The organism is Microbulbifer variabilis (assembly GCF_020524905.1).
Taxonomy (GTDB): domain Bacteria; phylum Pseudomonadota; class Gammaproteobacteria; order Pseudomonadales; family Cellvibrionaceae; genus Microbulbifer; species Microbulbifer variabilis_A.
The window spans coordinates 1-17051 of record NZ_JAIVKI010000017.1 but is presented as its reverse complement, the minus strand read 5'-3'; the positions used below and the strand labels follow the sequence as shown (position 1 = coordinate 17051).

The window sequence follows — 17051 nt, the reverse complement described above, 5'->3', positions numbered from 1 at the left end:
CGTTAAACCGGGTTGCGGCGACTGTGCCAGTTCACTTCGCGGGCGTACTTATCCACCTGGTTTTCCACCCCCAGTAATAGGGCGAACAGAGCCATACGTACCAGTAGACCGTTATCGGTCTGACGGAAGATTGCCAGGCTCGGATGTTCGTTCAAATCAATATCCAGTTCGTTGGCCTCCGCGCGCGAATCTCTCGGCAGGGGGTGCATTATCACCGTATTGGGCTCAGCGTAGCGGGTAAATATCGCCCGGTTTAGGCGGAAACGACCGCGGTAGCGGTTGGCCTCATCCTGGGAGGCAAAGCGCTCCTCCTGGATACGGGTGGAGTAGACGATATCCACATGGGCGATCGAAGATTCCAGCTGGTCAGTCACGGTCACCTCGTGCCCAACCGCGCGCAGCTTCTCCACTATCACCTCGGGCATTGCCAATTCCGGTGGGGAAACAAGAGTGATATGCACCTTACCAAACAGGCACAACAGCTTGCACAGAGAGTGCACGGTGCGGCCGTGTTTAAGGTCGCCGATCATGGCGATGCGGAAGTCATCCAGAGTGCGGCCATGGGCAGCCAGTTCTTTGCGAATGGTGTAGAGATCCAACAGTGCCTGGGTGGGATGCTCATTAGCGCCATCACCACCATTCACCACGGGCACGCGGCTCGCTGCCGCGAACTCCGCCACCGAGCCCTCCTGGGGGTGGCGCATACAAATCACATCGCTATAGCCGGACAGTACCCGCGCCGTATCGTAGAGGGATTCTCCTTTGGCCATAGCGCTGGCGGTAATCCCGACAGTTTCCCGAACCGTGCCACCCAATAGGTTAAAGGCGGCCCCAAAACTTAAACGGGTACGGGTGCTCGGCTCCATAAACATATTGCCGAGAATCGCCCCCTCCAACACGCGTGTGACTTTGTCGCGCTTTGCGTAAGGGGTCATGGCGTCAGCCACATCGAATACGCGCTCTATATCGGCACGTTCGAACTGGCTGACGGACAGAATATTGGCTCCGATAAAGTCCATGGTTACTCCAGTGATTGCGCCTTGCTGGCGCCAAGTGTTCGCGAGCGGCATTCTACTCGGGCACCGCAATAGAGCCCAGTGGAAGAATCACCGCTGGCGTGATTCGACACATTAGGCAAGCAGACTATCGCCCCAGTTTTCCAGTTCGGAAATCAGCGATATCCGATGTGGATGCTGCACCCGCAGTTCGGACAACTGGCGGAAATAATCTTCGAGGGTGATTGAGGCCCCTGCAGTGGGATCGGTTAAACGCTGGAAACACCAAATCTGCCAGCGCTGATGCTCCTCTTCAGATAAGGTCTCGGGGAAGTTGCGCGCACGCATGCGAAACAGCAGTTCTGGCAGGCGCTTATCGTTGAATGGCACTTCCCCAGCCAGGGCTTCGGGCCCGCGGACTGCCAAGCCGCGGTGCAGCTCTCGGCAGATATCGCGGTCCGCATCGCTGAGGAAACCACCATAGAGATCCGCCTCCACATCCTTCTGGGGAAACTCCCGATCCAGAAATACGTTGTGCAGTTTCTCGGTCAGATCGACGTTCTTCAACTTCTGCCAATTGGCCTCACAAGCCGCCCGGTCGATGCCCAGTTCGCTGGCGCGTTTGTCGTCAAGCATATTGGCTGGAGCCAGTATCGGGCATTTGTTCAAATGCACCAGCTTCAGGCCCACCGGCAGTTCGCTTTCACTCAGCTGATCCCGAGCGGTATAGAGGCGCTCACGCAACGTATCCGCATCCAGGTTGAGTAAAGGCTCGGGGTCCATCGCCAAATTGGCAACAATCACGGCATTGCGATTTACCGGATGACTCGCCAATGGCATCACATAAGTTAAGTGCCCGTGATTGGCGGAGACCTTACCGGAGATATGCAACAGCGGACGGCGCTCACGCATATCGATCATCTTGGCGGCCTCCTGCTTGCGGCGCAGGCGGAAGACATAATCGTAAAGCTTCGGTTGCTGCCTGCGGATCAGCCTCGCCATATCAATGGTGGCGTGGACATCTGAGAGCGCATCGTGGGCGCCCTCGTGGGAAATTCCATTGGCAGCGGTCAGTTCTTCCAGGCGGAAAGACGGTGCACCGTCTTCGCGTGTCGGCCACTGGATACCCTCGGGGCGCAGGGCGTAAGTGAGACGCACCATATCGATAATGTCCCAGCGGCTATTGCCGGAGCGCCACTCGCGCTCATAGGGGTCGAGCAGGTTGCGATACAGGGTGTAGCGGGTCACTTCGTCGTCAAAACGCAAACTGTTGTAGCCCACACCACAGGTACCGGGCGCACCCAGCTCGGCGAGGATGCGCTGAATAAATTCAATTTCCGGTACACCATTGGCCAGGGCCTTTTGTGGACTGATGCCGGTCACCAGACTCGCCATAGGCTGCGGCAGGCAGTCCGCTGAAGGGCGGCAGTAAATCATCAATGGCTCGCCGACGATATTCAGCGCTTCGTCGGTCCTGATACCGGCAAACTGCGCCGGCTTGTCAACACTCGGGTCTGTGCCCCAAGTTTCATAATCGTGCCAATAAAGTGTGGTAGAACTCACGGTACCTCCATAATTTGGCGGCATCATACCACTGAGCACCACGCCATCTGGACACCTGAACCCAGATTTGAGCCGCTCTCCAGTGCACGCTGGTTGCAAAGCCGCCACCGCCCATTAAAATTCGGCGTTTCCACGAATTTAAGACAGCTATATCCCTCTATGAATATTCGCCAACTCCTCTCCGATAAATTCCAGGCCGCCATGCTTGCCGCCGGTATCCCCGAAGAATGCGGCCCCATCGTGGCACCTGCGAAAAAAGCCGGATTTGGCGACTACCAGGCCAACGGCGCTATGGGCGCTGCCAAGCGACTGGGTACCAACCCGCGCGAACTGGCCAGCAAGATTCTGGAGCAACTGGACAAGGGCGATATGATCGAGAAGGTCGAGATCGCCGGCCCCGGCTTTATGAATATCCACCTGAGCGAACAGTGGCTGAGCCAGCAACTGTTGGTGGCCAAGGCTGATACGCGCCTGAATATCCGCTCGGTTGAAGAACCGAAGACCGTAGTCATCGACTACTCCCACCCGAACCTAGCCAAAGAAATGCACGTGGGCCATTTGCGCACCACCATTATTGGGGATGCCTTGGCGCGCCTGTTAGAGTTCCAGGGTCATAAGGTTATCCGTCAGAACCATATGGGCGACTGGGGCACCCAGTTCGGCATGTTGCTGGCGCACCTGTCCGACAAACTGGCAGATAGCGATGCGGCAGTGGCCCTGGCCGACTTGGAAGTCTTCTACCGCGAAGCCAAGGTGCGTTTCGACGAGGAAGAGGGTTTTGCCGATCGTGCCCGTGAATACGTCGTGAAACTACAGAGCGGCGACGAACAGTGCCTGAAGCTGTGGAAACAGTTTATTGATATCTCCATCAGCCACTGTGAAGAGATCTACTCCAAGTTAAATGTCACCCTTAAGCAGGAAGATGTTTACGCTGAGAGCCAGTACAACGACGATTTGCCGGTGCTGGTTAAAGAGCTACTAGATCGTGGCATCGCCGTGGAGGATCAGGGCGCTATCGTGGTATTCCTGGAAGAGATGGCCGATAAAGAGGGCAATCCCAGCCCGATGATTATCCAGAAGAAGGGCGGTGGTTACCTGTACGCCACCACCGACCTGGCCGCCATTCGCTACCGCGCCAACCAGCTCAAGGCCGACCGTATCCTCTATGTAGTGGATGCCCGTCAATCCCTTCACCTGCAACAGGCATTTGTCGCCTCACGCAAAGCAGGCTTTCTGCCGGAATCCGTTTCACTTGAGCATTGCGCTTTTGGCACCATGATGGGCGACGACGGCAAGCCGTTTAAAACCCGCACCGGCGGTACGGTAAAACTGGCCGCCCTGCTGGAGGAGGCGGTAGAGCGTGCAGAGAAACTGGTAGCCGAGAAGAATCCGGAGCTGGATGCACAAACCTGTGCGGAAATCGCCCGCAAGGTGGGCATCGGCGCGGTGAAATATGCGGACCTGAGCAAGACCCGCACTAACGATTACATCTTCAGCTGGGAATCCATGCTCAGCTTCGAAGGCAATACTGCACCTTACCTACAGTATGCCTATACCCGCGTGCGCAGTATTTTCCGCAAGGCCGGTATTGAGGCGAGTGAACTCAAGGGCGATATTCATCTGGAAAGCCCCCAAGAGCGCGCACTGGCAGTAAAACTCAGCCAGTTTGGCGAAGTCCTCGATCAGGTAGCCAAAGACACCTTCCCACACGTGCTCTGTACTTATTTGTACGAGCTAGCCAGTGCCTATATGAGCTTCTACGAAGCCTGCCCGGTATTGAAAGAAGGGGTAAGTGAAGAGCAAAAACATAGCCGCCTGCAATTGTGTAACCTGGTGGCCAGTACGATCGCGACTGGCCTCGGCTTGCTCGGTATTGAAGTCATGGAGCAAATGTAATTGTTCCTGCCCGGCCCCACCTCCAGCAACCATGCAGGCAGGCTGGCCGGGCGGCTCTCTGGCGGGCAGACTTCTCCAGTCTCCCGCCAAACCATCCCGCACCATCCATTGCCCCATATAGGCCACCTTTTCCCCACAGGCCTAACCGAGGGAAAGTAACCCGTGAAAATCCTGATTACCGGCGCCTCCGGCCTGCTGGGCCGTAGTGTATTTAAGCAACTTTCCAACAACCTTACTTTTTCCGTAATCGGCACCGCTTTTTCTCGCGCAGGCGAAAACTTAATTCGCCTGGACTTATCGGATAGCAGCGCAGTCAAAGCTTCTCTGCGGGAAATTAAGCCGGATGTGGTAATCCACTGTGCCGCCGAGCGCTGGCCTGACCGCTGTGCCGATAATCCAGATACCGCCTGGCAACTCAATGTCAGCAGCACAGAGTTGTTGTCCAAGTACTGTATCGAAATCAATGCTCAGTTGGTGTATATCAGCACCGACTATGTCTTTGATGGTACTGCCCCACCCTACACTTCCGATGACACACCCAATCCCGTGAATTTCTATGGCCGCAGCAAGCTGGCTGGAGAGGAAGCGGTATTGAAAAACGGTAACCATTGGGTTTTAAGATTACCCTGGCTTTTTGGACCCGTCGCCTACCTGGAGGAATCTGGTATTACCGCCCTATTAGAGACGCTGCGAGAAAAAAAGCCGGTCACACTGGATCACTGGGCAATTCGCTTTCCCACCAGCGTGGAGGAAGTGGCAGAAGTATTGGAGCAATGCCTGTTTAACATCCAAGGTGGCACCCAGTTTGAAGGAATCTACCAGTGGAGCGGCAACACCGCCTGCACCCGCTTTGAACTTGCGCAAATTATTGCCGAAGTATGCGAATTGAGTGCTGACCATATCAGCGCAGAGAGCGAACCTAATTTTTCAGTACCGCGCCCCTACAATAGTCAGTTGGATAAATCACGCTTAGCAAATCTGGGGATCAACGGGCGTGAACCACTGCCTGAACAGCTGGCACGCAATCTGAAACCTTTTATCCAAAAATAAAAGCGAGCGGAAAGCGAATACAAAGAAAACAAATGGTATAGGGACATACCAGTGCCAGCCTATAAGCCGGCATTAACTTTTGTAGTTGAACACCATTGGTTGCTAACAAGTACTAATGGCTATTAATACAGAAGTGGCCATCCATCAGCTCAAGGAAGAATTGATGAAATGCCAATTTAAAACACTCGAACCTTAGGGAAATATAGATGAAATTAAAATGTTGGCTTTCTGCCGGTGCTCTGATTCTGGGTAGCTTTGCAACCCTGGCCTCCTGCCATGCGGACAATGACCGTCATGGAAAACGCCTGCACCAGGCAACTAAGAATCAAGATGCCCAACCGATTATCTGGATCGGCGACTTCAATAACTTTGACGATGCCGTAGCATTGATGCTGATTGCCAAAGACCCGCGCTATACCCTAGAACTGGCAGTGGTTGAAGACTCCTTCAATACTGTAGCGCACGGAGCCAACACGGTTTACAACATCCTCGAGTGGCTGGGCAACAACGATACTAAAGTGATTCGCGGTGCCTACTTTGCCACACAAGAGGTCGCCTACGGGGCTAACGGCAAAGCTTCCAACACTCCGGTAAATGACGAAAAAGCTGTAGCTGGCCGCGATGATTACCAGCTGCCTAACTCCTCAGATTTCACCACCGGCACCTGGAATCTGGAACGCCGCAATGCCATGGGCATTAATCTCTATGGCCAGTATGTACCCGGCCCCTGGCGCGACAACGGCTCCACTCTATACGGCACCGATCACCTGATCCCCCGTGCAAAACAGGATCACTATCGCTACCAGGGCAACAATGGTGTTTCCTTTAAGTTTGAACTGGCCGAAGACATTATCCTGGAAACATTGGATAACCTGGAGCAGCCTCCAGTCGTTTTCAATACCGGCAAACTGACCACCCTGGCCCGTGTACTCGGCAAGGCCAATGAAGAACAGCTGGCTAAAATTGACCGTGTTATTATGATGGGCGGTGGCTTTGAAAATTATGAGCCCTTCACCGCAAATCACGAAGCGGCCTGCTTCGGAGATAAATCCCGCAACTTGGGCGGCAATATTTTCTCTCACCCCAGCTTCAACTGTGACAGCGACTTCAGCACCCACCAGGAATTCAATATTCTGCTCGACCCACTAAGTGCCCAGTGGGCCTTTGACGCCCTGAGTGAAAATAACATTGAAGCCTATCTGGTACCCACCAACTCCACCGATATGGCCAAAGTACAGGGCAACACCATCGAAGCCCTGGCTAAACGCCGCGCAACGCCGGAAGCCTGCTACACGTCTCAACTTCTCAGCTCTATTCGTGAATTTGAAGGTGGAGATTTCCAAGGTAATGGTGACTTCGCTATGGATGCCGTCATCCGCCTGTGGGATATTATCGCCGCACTGGTGTTGTTGGAGCCTGAAACTCTGGAGATGGACCTGGTACCTGGGTTTATCGAAGTAGACCAGCTAAATGCCGGCCTGGCCGACAGTATGACTCCCTACGACCCCATCACCTTCGACCCTACCGTGGGTAAAACCACCTTTGCTGAAAACGGCGAGGGCCTAGCAGTGAATGTGGTTATGGGTATCAACCACGACGCCGCTCGTACCGCGATGATCGATCGTTTACGTGACCGATTTAATGCGGCGCGGAAGGGGCCTAGATGCCAAGCTAAACAACGTTAATTTCCATCCGAATTAACACATGGGAACCTTTGAATATTCACCAATTTCGTGGATATATTGAAGGTTCCCGATTTAGCTTGCCTCTACCTGGCACGATGGTTCGCGAACATAGTATTTCAACATTAAAGTCTTTACTAACTGCTAACTAACATTACCCGGAAAGATAAAAGATAAACTACAAAAATTACGTATCTATTTTTCTTTCACCTCTCCAAATCCCCCTTAAGAGAAACAGATCACTTTTCTTGCCACCATAAATCTGGCATCTTCCCCTCAACATCTCTCCACCGTCATCTTAAATTATCACCGAAGGATTAACTGGAAATCCTGATAAAACAAATCAACCAGAAGTGAAGCGCTTTTCCTAATTAAACAGCCAAACACATCAATCTAGGTCCAACATCAACCAAAGTGCTCGCTAGTTAAATTTATTCAATCAAGGATATATGAAATGAATTGCTGGGAAATCATAGGGATACCCCCTACGGTCGACAAAAGAACCATTAAACGTGCCTACGCCACCAAGCTAAAAACCCACCGGCCAGATGAAGATCCAGAAGCCTTCAAAGTTCTAAGAGCTGCCTTTGAAGAGGCTATTGAGGAGGCGAAATATTATCAACCTAATGGTGAAGCCACCGAAAGACATACAAACTCAACAGAAACAAGCTCAAATAACTCAAAATCCAACCAAGCCAATAGGCAACCCTCAACTACCAATATTGACTGCAACACTGAAAATACAGAAGAATTCATTAAATATATACAAACAGCCACAGTTGAAATTTATGAAAACTTCAATGAGAGAATACAAATCTCTTCATGGAGAGACATATATGAAAGTGAGAGCTCATGGAGCTTAGAAGTCAAGCAACATATGGCACTCTGGCTATTTAGCTTTATTGGTCGAAATAGATTTATCCCCAAAGAGATCATAGAGTACCTAGAGAATATTTTCCTCTGGCAGGAAAATTATAACTGGCTGAAACGCACTTTTGCTGAGGACTTTGTTAGATACGTCTTAAATCGAATAATCACCTCACAATGGAGTTTAAGCTACAAAGGCATAAATTTCCCGGAATCCATAGATTTTCAGGGCATTGAGACCTACTTCGCACAACGGGAACATTTGGAGTATCTTACAATCAGTAAGGAATCTAAAAATAGAGATGAGCTACTTCAGGCGATCATCGACAAGAATATCCAGGATCCTGAATTATACCGATTACTTTCATCACTTTATTTTGATAATCAAGAATTAACCCCAGCCTTAGAATATAGCCGGATACTGGCCAAAGAATACACTAACGAATTAGAAGGTCACCTAACAAAAGCCGCCATCTACTACAAGAAAAAAAACTTTAGTGAAGCATTGGCAAGCTATGAATCAACCTTATCCATAGATGAGGATCATGACATAGCTCTAAAGGGCCTAGCAGCGTGCTACCTGGAACTCAACGATTTACATTCAGCGAAGTGCCTATATGAGCAAGTATCAATCCAGTCCCCCTTTGATTTAGAGGCTCGCATTCAATTAGTTCGCATCAACCAACTATTAATTAAAGAAAACCTGAGGGTACTATCGGATAGTCCAGAAGATACCAAAGCTCAACTTCAAACTGCTGAGAGCTACTTTGAAATTGGTGCTTATAGTGAAGCCATTCAATTTATTTTGTCAATTATTGAAAAAAACGCTCCCGCTACAGAATATATCGGTGATTTGCACCACTTATTAGGGCTTTCTTATGAAGCCATCTACAAAATTTCCGATGCCCAGCCTCACTTCATCAAGGCTCTCGAAATTTCAGAAGAAAACGGAGAAAATGGATACTACTCACTCATCAAACTGGGCGAGCTTTATATCAAGCAAGATCAGCATGATAAAGCCTTAGGCCTGCTCACAAAAGCCCTAAGATACAACCCGGATTCTGCAAAAGCACTTGAATTACTTGCAAATGCTCAGCGCTGCTTAAACTTGAATGATGAAGCACTACAAAATATAAATCGCTCGATAGGAAAGAGTGGCATAGCTACTCTATTCGCTCACTGCTATTAATGTCTGCGAAAGATTATAGCGCTGCAGCTAAAGACCTAAAGGTGGTTCTACGTTCAAAACACGATTTCGCTTTAGCTTGGTACCGCCTAGGCACTTGTCAAAACCAACTAGGCATTTTTGATGAGGCAATGACTGCATTTGAAAAAGCCCTTTCTTACAACACCAAGCTCAAGAGTGCTGCCCTGGAGTGGATTGAAGTTGCCTGCAAAGTCGACAATCTTGAAAATGCTGAGCATGCGATGGAAGCATTCTTGGCTGCCGACGGAAATCCAGACGACGTAGCAGAATACATCAGCGGCATCGAGAGCATGAAAAATAGAAGGAATAGCGAACATGGATAATAATAGAGCGCATACTTATAACCCTGATAACTTGTCAGATGCTCAACTTTGGGGGCTAGGCGTTAGTTCTCTGCTCACGGAAATGAATGGAAAACGGCATGACACACTGTATCAATCAGGTGTCAGAAGTGAAAAGGTAATCGCAGGACTTAAGCACATGATGAAGCGTGATTGGGGAATAGAATCTCGCGAAGAGTACCTCGATATGCTGGAATGGTTATTGAAAGAAGGTCATAACCATTCTTATATGCAGATTCAAAATCATTTAAATGCATTGTCAGAGAGCTCGATCAGTGCATTGATAGCAGCCTGTTCACATGATACTGATAGACAAAACTGTCTTAAAATAGTAAGAAATTATCGCCATACTTTAAGAATCGGCGGCATCGGTGCCTGGGATGATGGTCGGTACGTTTCAATTTGTCGCTGGGGAGCCACTACGGGTGTACTCACAGAAGATGAGGCCTGGGAGAAGATACATCAGGTTGCTCTCAGAGTACAAAAATCCTATGACAGCTGGTATAGCTTTGGCTTAAGTTACATCGCTGGCCGGCAGTATTGGCGTAAGGATGCTTCCGAGTTCTTTGCCAAAGATGCAATGGAAATGGTCAGAGGGCTCACAGGTGATTCTAAAAGCCCTTGGAATTCGCTGGACTGGAACTTGGACTTATCCAATAACTCTCGCTAAACTGACGCACAGACTGTAGCAGTTTAAATTTGATCTGATAGTTAGCTACATATAAAGCAATGTTCTGTCAGATCAAATGCGAATCCTCCAAATTAATACTAGTCAGTTCAAAAGATAGTTTCTTCAACTATTACCGCCAACATTGCTCAATCACATGAATCAAGTGGGCATCCAGTATATTCCCACCCCATATCCTCAAAAGTATGGCGAATTTCATAATATAAGGTTTCGGGAAAGTCGAAAGCACTAGGCTGTCCAGCAATTATGTAATATGCAAATTCTGGTGCTGGACTCCCTAGCAGAAGGCCTAGTTTAGCCAGGTCCTCGACCAGCTTAATACGGCGCAGCTTTGCTATCACCTGATGCTCCCCTTCCCTGAGATAACCAGAGGGGTTTTCTTTAACTTCCTTGTCGGACAAAAAATACTGTAAAGGCGTAATTTTGCAGGAATCAACGCCCTTCACTTTTTCAATACCTATCCTGTATTTTTCATCGATAGTAAGCAGCAATCCACACTTACCCATTAAACACCGGCCTATTTAACTTATTAATTCATAATTACCAGGGGACTGAAATATATGGGATATCCCTTTAATGCGACGAGCAACCCATATAGGCCTGAGGCCAGAAAAGATTCACAGCCTTTAAGTACGAGTGATGGTTACTCAGCAATCCATGAGTCGACTGGCTGGGGGATCAATTCCTCAAAACAATGCAGAACCGACATCCAGCCGCCTCCAAAAGTTATCCACAGCCATTTTATTTGCCTTCCCTATCCAGCAACCTGACACCTTTCGCCAAGTCGGCTCTGTCCTACGTAGAACAAAATCCCCCCAACCCCCATCTCACAGGATTTAACCCACTTTTTACGCCCAAATTTAGCAGTTTCCTCGTTCAAATCCCGCAGATTGCCCACACCCGCAACGGTTGCTAAGATGCGCGCCTGCCGCTATGGCCCAGCTTCCCTGCAGACTCCGTATTCCGCCTGTGGGGCCGCTACCAGACCGATCTTCCCAAGCGTTACCCTCGCCTATCCGCAACGCGGAGGCCCGAGGCTTTCCAAAGGAAAAGCGGTACCGAGGCCAGGTGCTATTTTTAACCGCGCGCGCACCGCGACGACTCCCTGCGACTACAGGAACGAAGTTTATGACCCAACCATCGCTGCAGCAGTTGGAACAACACGACGCCTTTATCCATCGCCATATTGGCCCCGATGCCAAGCAGGTAGAGGCCATGCTGGAAACCCTCGGAGTTGCCAGCCTCGACGAGCTGATCGAGAAAACTGTGCCCGAAGCCATTCGCAAGACCGATGAGCTGGACCTGGCCGATGCGATCAATGAAGTTGAGGCCCTCGCGGAGCTGAAAGATATCGCGGCGCGCAACAAGATCTATCGTACCTTTATTGGTATGGGCTACCACGACACCATTACCCCCAATGTGATCCTGCGCAACGTGCTGGAAAACCCGGGTTGGTACACAGCCTATACCCCATACCAGCCTGAAATTGCCCAGGGGCGCCTGGAAGGCCTGCTGAACTTCCAGCAGATGATCATGGATCTCACCGGCATGGAACTGGCCAATGCCTCCATGTTGGATGAGGGCACCGCCGCAGCGGAAGCTATGGCCATGTGTAAACGTCAGGCCAAACGCAACAAGTCCAATGTCTACTTTGTGGACCAGGACTGCCACCCGCAGACCATTGCCGTAGTTAAGACCCGCGCCGAACACTTCGGCTTCGAAGTGGTTGTGGGCGATGTGGAAAAAGATATTCCCGCCGAGCTGTTCGGCGCGCTGCTGCAATACCCCGGCAGTACCGGCCGTGTACGCGACCTGACAGATATTATCGCCAAGGTGCACGAAGCCAACGCCCTGGTAACCGTGGCCGCCGACCTGATGAGCCTGGTAGCCTTGAGAGCACCGGGTGATATGGGAGCGGACGTAGTCGTTGGCTGCAACCAGCGATTCGGTATTCCTATGGGCTACGGTGGTCCCCACGCCGGTTTCTTCGCCTTCCGCGAAGCTTACAAGCGCTCTGCACCAGGCCGTATTATCGGCGTTTCCGTCGACAGCAAAGGCAAGCGCGCACTGCGCATGGCCATGCAGACCCGCGAACAGCATATTCGCCGCGAGAAGGCCAACTCCAATATCTGTACTTCCCAGGTACTGCTGGCGGTAATGAGCGCTTTCTATGCGATTTATCACGGCCCCGAAGGCCTGAAAACCATCGCTGCCCGCATCCAGCGCCTGGCAGATATCCTCGCTTCCGCCCTGCAACGAGAAGGCTTTAATCTGGCCCACGACAGCTGGTTCGATACTGTGACTGTGACTGTTGGCGTCAAGCAGGAAGAGATCTACCAGCGCGCCCTAATCGCCGAGATCAACCTGCGTAAGGTTGGTGAAGATGCCCTGGGTGTGAGCTTGAGCGAAACCGCCACGCTGCAGGATGTGTCCGACCTGATCAACGCCTTTATCGGCACCGAGCACAGCATCGACCTGCACGCCCTGGACAGTGAACTTGCCAGCAAGGGCTCCCTGGGTGTGCCCGCTTCCCTGGTGCGCGATACCGAATTCCTGACTCACCCAGTGTTCAACACCTATCACTCCGAGACCGAGATGCTGCGCTACCTCAAGTCTCTGGAAGCCAAGGATATCGCCCTAAATCACTCCATGATTCCCCTGGGCTCCTGCACCATGAAGCTGAACGCCACAGCCGAGATGATCCCGGTCACCTGGCCCGAATTCGGCAAGCTGCACCCCTTCGCGCCGGCAGACCAAGCGGAAGGTTACGCGGAAATGTTCCGCCAGCTGCAACAGATGCTGGCGGCCTGTACCGGATACGATGCCGTGAGCCTGCAGCCCAACGCCGGTTCCCAAGGCGAGTACGCCGGCCTGGTTGCCATCAAGAAGTACTTCGAAGCGAAGGGCGAGAGCCAGCGCGATATCTGTCTGATCCCCGCCTCGGCCCACGGCACCAACCCGGCTTCGGCCATGATGGTGAGCATGAAAGTGGTTGTGGTTGCCTGTGATGATAAAGGCAATGTGGATATCGAAGACCTGAAAGCCAAAATCGAAGAACACGGCGATCGCGTTGCCGCGCTGATGGTCACCTACCCATCCACCCACGGGGTGTTCGAGGAAGGTATCCGCGAAGTTTGCGATCTGGTGCACCAGGTTGGCGGCCAGGTTTATATCGACGGCGCCAACATGAATGCCTTGATCGGCGTCGCGGCTCCGGGCCAATTCGGCGGTGACGTATCTCACCTGAACCTGCACAAAACTTTCTGTATTCCCCACGGTGGTGGCGGCCCCGGTATGGGCCCGATTGCTGTGGGCGAACACCTGAAACCCTACCTGGCAGGCCACCCGGTCACTGAAGTGCCGGAAACCAATGTGGATAACGGCACTATCTCCGCCGCTCCCTGGGGCTCCGCCAGCATCCTGCCGATCAGCTGGATGTATATCCGCATGATGGGTAGGCAGGGCATGAAGCAGGCCACCGAAATGGCTATCCTGAATGCCAATTACGTCGCCAAGAAACTGAGCGAGCACTACTCCCTGCTCTACACCGGCACCAATGGCTTTGTTGCCCACGAGTGCCTGGTAGATCTGCGCCCACTTAAAGAAGCCAGCGGCATCACCGAGGAAGATATCGCCAAGCGCCTGATGGACTTCGGTTTCCACTCCCCCACCATGTCCTTCCCGGTAGCCGGCACCCTGATGATTGAGCCTACCGAGAGTGAATCTAAAGGTGAGTTGGATCGCTTTATCGAGGCCATGGCCACGATTCGCCAGGAAGTGGAAGATGTCACCAGCGGTAAGTACACCCCTGAAGACAACCCACTGCACAATGCCCCTCATACCCTTGAGGACGTGATGAGCGACGAGTGGACCCACAGCTACTCCCGCGATATCGCTGCACGCCCGGCGGCGTGGCTGAAAGAGCACAAGGTGTGGCCAGCTGCTAACCGTATCGACAACGTATACGGCGATCGCAACCTGATCTGCTCCTGCCCGCCGATCGAGAGCTACGCGGAGTAAAATCCAACGCTCTCACAGGTGGATTTAAAAGCGGGCTTTATGCCCGCTTTTTTATTCGACCCACAATGCTTTTATCGAACTGGCACAAACACTCTCTTCCTGTATAGCTACGTATTTGCAACCATCACCGCTCAACAATATTATTCTGCGTTAACTTAGTTAAATGATCCTCACATAGGCGGCGCCTAGCAACAAGGAAACGGTGATAAAAGGTTTTGATAAACTTTAAACCAAATCTTCTAATCGCCCTAAGCCTTCAACATCGGAGGTGGAAGTGACCATAAAAGTTTTAAAAGAAATATTAATTGCGAAGGGAAAAGCAGACTCTTACTCTGACGGTGAAACACCCCTGGATCTATGGAGAGCTCTGAACAAAAAATCAGATCAAGGTGTCTTCAACTTTATCGAAAAAGGTTTCATTCTGTCTAACGGACGTCCTAGGGAACCTCTGAATAATTCCCAGTCAATTTGGTAGTATTAGGCTATCCGTCAAGGCTACGATAGATCATGCTCCAAGTCACCTTTGCCGAAGCAGAATACAACCTCAAGCGTCGTATAACTCGCCGAGAGAAGTTTCTTTCTCAGATGAATGCCCTCATCCCATGGGAGCGACTAGAAGCTCAAATAGCGCCTTGTTATCCACGGGGTAAGCGTGGCCGGCAGCCTTATCCATTGAGTGTCATGCTGCGCATTCATTGTATGCAGCTGTTTTACAATCTCAGTGATCCGGCTATGGAAGATGCGCTATTTGAGATTGAATCCATGCGTAACTTTGCCGGGTTGACTCTGAGCGGTCCAATTCCCGATGAGACAACGATTCTTAACTTTCGCCACTTATTAGAGTCGAATCAGCTGAGTACAACTCTATTTGGGGAAATTAATAAACACCTCGCTGAGAATGGCATGGCACTGCGTAAAGGTACCATTGTAGATGCCACTATTATCTCCGCTCCAACTTCAACTAAGAACAAAAAGAAGAAGCGCGATCCATAAATGCACCAAACTAAAAAAGGTAATCAGTGGCATTTCGGGATGAAGATGCATATCGGTACAGCTGACACCCTCGGACTCATACATAGTCTCGACACAACAGCCGCTAACAAACATGACATTACTGCAACAGGCAAATTGCTGCATGGTAAAGAGAAGCGAGTTTGGGGAGATTCTGGCTGCACGGGTGCAGAAAAGCGAGAAGAGCTTAAATCTAAAGATGTGGAGCGGCTTATTGCAGAGAAGCATAGTCGCCTGAAGCATCGCCCGCGCCGAACTGAGTCACGAAAGGTAGAAAAAATAAAGGCGCAGGTTAGGGCAAAAGTAGAGCACCCATTCCGACATATTAAAAATATCTTCGGGTATAGCAAAGTACGCTATCGAGGATTAGAAAAAAACTCTCAGCGCTTATTTCTGCTGGCTGGCTTTACCAACTTACTAATTGGAAAAAAGTATCTGCTGGCCTAGGGTTAGTGTGCCTTAAATTCGCCAAACGCGGATCTAAGGCAGAAAAAATGGAGATAACTATGTATAGAAAGTAGGGTTTCGAGTAAAAAATAGGCATTTTTAGCTATAGGAAGCCTGATGCAAGGCTAAAGGCTGATTTTTCAGAGGATCCATAACTGTATTTATATACAGCTACATATGACTTGGCAAGGGTGGCAATTAGGTAATTTTTTGCGAAAATTATTCACTCGTCTAAAACTTTAAGCATTTTTTCTGCCGAATCAACTTCGGAAAAATTTCTTATCGTACCCTTATCCCCAAACTTATCCTTTAGCACAGAAGACAACCTAGAAAATTCTTTCAAAAGATATATATCATTGTCAATCATCATGTATTCATAACCCTGAAACTCACCAAAGACAAAAATAATCTTCTTTGCAGAATCACACCACTCAAACATTCGATTGATCCTCTTATTGAGAATACTATTAATATTCTCAATGTTTTTATCAACCTTATACTCGCCGCCGCTTTTTTCCACACTCGCAAACTGATGCCAATTATAATGTGCCAATACAAAAACATTTGAAATATCTAAAGTGTAATAACCAAAAGTACTGTCTAGATATTTATGTATATCAGCCTGATCCCTACTTTTCGATATGGCGTTAATCACTTCATAAGTTGACCTTTCAAATCTTATACCCCTCCCATGAATGGGGTCATAATTTCTCTCATATTTCACACAAACTGTGTGGTTATCTCCACTTAAATCTGGATACTCAAGATTCACAGCACCTCGCTCAAGTATTCTGGCTATTGATTCAGGAGGAAAAAAACCACTATCAAAAGGCATACTAGCCTGTTTCAACTTTACTTTCCCAGCCAGCTCGATTTTTGTGCGACACCTAAAACCAGCAGGAATAATGGAAACCTCTCCACTTGACACTAGCTTCTGAAGCCTTAACTCGCACTTCTTTACATGCCCCAAGCCCCGATTGTAGGCCTCCAACTTCTTTTTAATAAATTTCCCCTCAGGCCGCATATCATGAGCTAACTGCATTAAGTCTCTAGCCATTTGAAGATGATCTTTTTCAAGAAGAACCGCTGAATCCCTAATTAAATCAATATCTTTATTTCTCATAATGCGCACCAATTCTCTTTATGCACGTAATCTTTTAGAAAGCTTGGTTTCAAGTAATAACTGCAATACTTTCATGCTGCAAGAAGATTGTCTTTCAGACCCAAAAATAGCTCATTCGGTGATCTCCCACCCCGACTCGCTCTTGGTCTGCTGTTTAAGCG

Annotated in this window: 11 protein-coding genes and 1 pseudogene; 8 read left to right on the top strand and 4 right to left on the bottom strand. The window is 50.0% G+C overall.

What is annotated here, in order from left to right:
- Window positions 1-2: 2 nt before the first annotated feature.
- Both LC073_RS16740 and sbcB read right to left on the bottom strand, forming a co-directional pair.
- On the bottom strand, window positions 3-1019 hold the full coding sequence (locus LC073_RS16740; RefSeq protein WP_226648464.1) for an aspartate carbamoyltransferase: 1017 nt from the start codon (window positions 1017-1019) through the stop codon (window positions 3-5).
- A 111-nt stretch (window positions 1020-1130) separates the two neighbouring features.
- On the bottom strand, window positions 1131-2582 hold the full coding sequence (sbcB, locus tag LC073_RS16735) for an exodeoxyribonuclease I (RefSeq protein ID WP_226648539.1): 1452 nt from the start codon (window positions 2580-2582) through the stop codon (window positions 1131-1133).
- Window positions 2583-2717: 135 nt separating this feature from the next.
- Here sbcB and argS point away from each other — a divergent pair, with 135 nt between their 5' ends.
- From argS to LC073_RS16705, 6 genes are all read left to right on the top strand, one after another.
- Complete coding sequence (gene argS / locus LC073_RS16730) at window positions 2718-4454, top strand: arginine--tRNA ligase (RefSeq protein ID WP_226648463.1); 1737 nt, start codon at window positions 2718-2720, stop codon at window positions 4452-4454.
- A 162-nt stretch (window positions 4455-4616) separates the two neighbouring features.
- Complete coding sequence (locus tag LC073_RS16725) at window positions 4617-5504, top strand: dTDP-4-dehydrorhamnose reductase family protein (RefSeq protein ID WP_226648462.1); 888 nt, start codon at window positions 4617-4619, stop codon at window positions 5502-5504.
- Window positions 5505-5710: 206 nt separating this feature from the next.
- The gene (locus LC073_RS16720) at window positions 5711-7189 is read left to right on the top strand and encodes a nucleoside hydrolase (protein ID WP_226648461.1); all 1479 of its coding nucleotides are present in this window, start codon (window positions 5711-5713) and stop codon (window positions 7187-7189) included.
- 451 nt (window positions 7190-7640) lie between these two features.
- A complete protein-coding gene (locus LC073_RS16715; RefSeq protein WP_226648460.1) occupies window positions 7641-9242 on the top strand; it encodes a J domain-containing protein in 1602 nt (533 codons plus the stop codon).
- Complete coding sequence (locus LC073_RS16710; protein ID WP_226648459.1) at window positions 9242-9583, top strand: tetratricopeptide repeat protein; 342 nt, start codon at window positions 9242-9244, stop codon at window positions 9581-9583. Before LC073_RS16715 ends, LC073_RS16710 begins: the two co-directional genes overlap by 1 nt.
- A complete protein-coding gene (locus tag LC073_RS16705) occupies window positions 9576-10271 on the top strand; it encodes a DUF1266 domain-containing protein (protein WP_226648458.1) in 696 nt (231 codons plus the stop codon). Before LC073_RS16710 ends, LC073_RS16705 begins: the two co-directional genes overlap by 8 nt.
- A 146-nt stretch (window positions 10272-10417) precedes the next feature.
- Here LC073_RS16705 and LC073_RS16700 read toward each other — a convergent pair whose 3' ends face one another.
- Window positions 10418-10780 carry a hypothetical protein gene (locus tag LC073_RS16700; protein WP_226648457.1) on the bottom strand — a complete coding sequence of 121 codons (363 nt, stop codon included), beginning with the start codon at window positions 10778-10780 and terminating at the stop codon, window positions 10418-10420.
- A gap of 637 nt (window positions 10781-11417) precedes the next feature.
- Here LC073_RS16700 and gcvP point away from each other — a divergent pair.
- Together gcvP and LC073_RS16690 are read left to right on the top strand one after the other, a co-directional pair.
- Complete coding sequence (gcvP, locus tag LC073_RS16695) at window positions 11418-14309, top strand: aminomethyl-transferring glycine dehydrogenase (RefSeq protein WP_226648456.1); 2892 nt, start codon at window positions 11418-11420, stop codon at window positions 14307-14309.
- Between the two features lie 507 nt (window positions 14310-14816).
- A pseudogene (locus tag LC073_RS16690) lies at window positions 14817-15767 on the top strand (IS5 family transposase).
- A gap of 223 nt (window positions 15768-15990) precedes the next feature.
- Here the strand turns inward: LC073_RS16690 and LC073_RS16685 are convergent.
- On the bottom strand, window positions 15991-16890 hold the full coding sequence (locus tag LC073_RS16685) for a hypothetical protein (protein WP_226648455.1): 900 nt from the start codon (window positions 16888-16890) through the stop codon (window positions 15991-15993).
- Window positions 16891-17051 lie beyond the last annotated feature (161 nt).

Excerpts from the sequence above, each read along its gene's own strand:
- LC073_RS16740 (WP_226648464.1), bottom strand. The coding sequence starts at position 1,019 with ATGGACTTTATCGGAGCCAATATTCTGTCCGTCAGCCAGTTCGAACGT.
- sbcB (WP_226648539.1), bottom strand. The coding sequence starts at position 2,582 with ATGCCGCCAAATTATGGAGGTACCGTGAGTTCTACCACACTTTATTGG.
- argS (WP_226648463.1), top strand. The coding sequence starts at position 2,718 with ATGAATATTCGCCAACTCCTCTCCGATAAATTCCAGGCCGCCATGCTT.
- LC073_RS16720 (WP_226648461.1), top strand. The coding sequence starts at position 5,711 with ATGAAATTAAAATGTTGGCTTTCTGCCGGTGCTCTGATTCTGGGTAGC.
- LC073_RS16715 (WP_226648460.1), top strand. The coding sequence starts at position 7,641 with ATGAATTGCTGGGAAATCATAGGGATACCCCCTACGGTCGACAAAAGA.
- LC073_RS16710 (WP_226648459.1), top strand. The coding sequence starts at position 9,242 with ATGTCTGCGAAAGATTATAGCGCTGCAGCTAAAGACCTAAAGGTGGTT.
- LC073_RS16705 (WP_226648458.1), top strand. The coding sequence starts at position 9,576 with ATGGATAATAATAGAGCGCATACTTATAACCCTGATAACTTGTCAGAT.
- gcvP (WP_226648456.1), top strand. The coding sequence starts at position 11,418 with ATGACCCAACCATCGCTGCAGCAGTTGGAACAACACGACGCCTTTATC.
- LC073_RS16685 (WP_226648455.1), bottom strand. The coding sequence starts at position 16,890 with ATGAGAAATAAAGATATTGATTTAATTAGGGATTCAGCGGTTCTTCTT.